The sequence below is a fragment of the Denitromonas iodatirespirans genome, from assembly GCF_018524365.1.
GTDB lineage: Bacteria > Pseudomonadota > Gammaproteobacteria > Burkholderiales > Rhodocyclaceae > Nitrogeniibacter > Nitrogeniibacter iodatirespirans.
In genome coordinates this window covers 1-2257 of the sequence record NZ_JAEKFT010000076.1, presented here as the reverse complement: position 1 = coordinate 2257, position 2257 = coordinate 1, and the positions used below count along the sequence as shown (strand labels likewise).

1 protein-coding gene is annotated in these 2257 nt (G+C 60.0%); it reads left to right on the top strand.

The genetic code is table 11. The features are described from left to right. Positions 1–2257 (top strand): AMP-binding protein (locus tag I8J34_RS23895; RefSeq protein ID WP_214364138.1); only part of this gene is annotated, 2257 nt, incomplete at both ends.

Genomic DNA, 2257 nt, shown 5'->3' with positions numbered 1-2257 from the left:
TGCTGCCCTTGGTCGAACTGAGCCAATCGGCCATTGACCGCATCGTTGCCCAGGTGCCCGGGGGCGTGCGCAACGTGCAGGACATCTACCCGCTGACCGCCGCCCAGGAAGGCATCCTGTTCCATCATTGCTTGCAAACCGAAGGAGGTGACGCTTACCAAACCAGCGCACTGCTCGGTTTCGACGACAAGGCTGCGCTCGACAGCTTCATCGGTGCGCTGGAGAGCGCTGTTGCACGTCACGATGTGCTGCGTACCAGCTATGTCTGGAAGCACGTCGACCGTGCGGTGCAAGTGGTGTGGCGGGGCGTCACTTTGCCCGTCGAGGCTGTGGAATGTGGCGACGCGGAGAATCCGTCAGCGTGGATGCTTGAGCGCTTCGACCGCGCGCGATTCCGTATCGATCTGTCCTCGGCACCTCCGATTGCCGGGTTCTATTGCCACGCATCCAAAGACAAGCATTGGTTGCTGGTGCTGGTCGTGCATCACATCGCACTCGATCAGATATCGTTGCAGCGCCTGATCGAAGAGGTTGTTCTTCTTCAGGGAGGCGCATCGCAGTCATTGCCGCCGCCGGTTCAATTCCGTGACTTCGTTGCGCTTGCGCAGTTCAAGGACGACCGTAATGCCCAGTCCGCGTTCTTCCGCAGCATGCTTGGTCAGATCGATGAGCCGACTGCGCCGTTCGGGCTCATGGAAGTGCGAGGAGATGGATCGGGCATCAACAAAGCGACGAAAGCATTCGATGAGTCGCAGACCTCGCGAATGCGTCGGATTGCGCAAGCACACGGTGTCAGCGTAGCGAGTGTTTTTCACTTTGCGTGGGCAATCATTGTCGGTCGCGTGTCCGGCTGCAGCAGGCCGGTATTCGGCACGGTCTTGTCCGGTCGCTCGCAAGGCGCTACGGCATCCTCGGCGCGTGCGCTGGGCATGTTCATCAACACGCTGCCGATCTGCGTCGATCTGCGTCAAATCACAGTAGCCGATGCCTTACGCGCGACCCACGCACGAGTGCTGCAACTGCTCGAGCATGAGCTCACGCCCCTCGACCTGGCGCTTGACTGCAGTCAGGTCTCACGTGAGCTTCCGCTTTTTTCGGCACTGCTGAACTACCGTTCGGATACTACGGGCGATGAATCGGCTAAGGCGCTTCGCTGCGTCGGGCTTGAGGTGTTGCACTTCGACGATGCCACCAATTACCCGCTCATGCTGGACGTGGACGACCGGGGACTCCGCATCGGTTTCACTGCCGAAGCGATTGCGCCGATCGACCCGGAGCGGATTTGTGCGCTCGTGGGTACCACCATCAACAGCATGCTTGATCGGCTTGAGCGTTCCGATGACGAACTTGTCGAACAGATCAACATTCTCCCGCCGGATGAGTGGGAAAAACTGATCCATGGTTGGAACGATACCCGCACAGCCTACCTGAAAGACAAAACCATCCAGGAGTTCTTCGAGGCGCAGGTCGCGCGAATACCCGATGCGGTCGCGGTAATTGGCGGTGAGGAAAGCGTTTCATATCAAGTGCTGAATGCGCGGGCCAACCAGTTGGCACGTTATCTCCGGCGTCACGGCGTTGAGACGGGGGCGTTCGTTGGATTGTGCGTCGAGCGAAGCCTCGACATGCTGGTCGGTTTGATGGCCATCCTTAAGGCGGGGGCGGTCTATGTGCCGATCGACCCTTCTTATCCGCAGTCGCGCATAAGTTACATGCTGAATGACAGCAAACCGACGATGTGTTTGAGCCACCAACGTGTCGGCGAAGAGGCTCGACAAGCGTTGGCCCGGAGCGCCCCAGTCGTCGATTTGCTGGCCGACTGCGGCCAATGGGCGGAGGAGTCCGAGGCGAATTTAGCATGTCGAGAAATCGGCCTCACTGCCCGCCACCTTGCCTACGTGATCTACACCTCCGGCTCGACGGGTCAGCCCAAGGGGGTGATGATCGAACACCGGGGCCTGGTCAACTACACGCTCGATGCGATTCGCTGGTTTGGCCTGAGCGAGCAAGACGTGGTCTTGCAACAAAACTCGTTGAACTTCGACCTGTCGCTCGAAGAGCTCATGCCTGCGCTGCTCGCCGGGGCCACGGTGATGCCCAGCAACAGCCTGTTCGGGCTGAGCGAGTCCTGCGATCCTTGCCCCAGCGTCGTTCACCTGAGCGCTGCGCACTGGCACACCCTGGTGGGCGAATGGAGCCGCGATGCGCGCAAAGCGCAAACCCAGCTAGCCGGGGTTCGTCTGATCAACGTCACGGG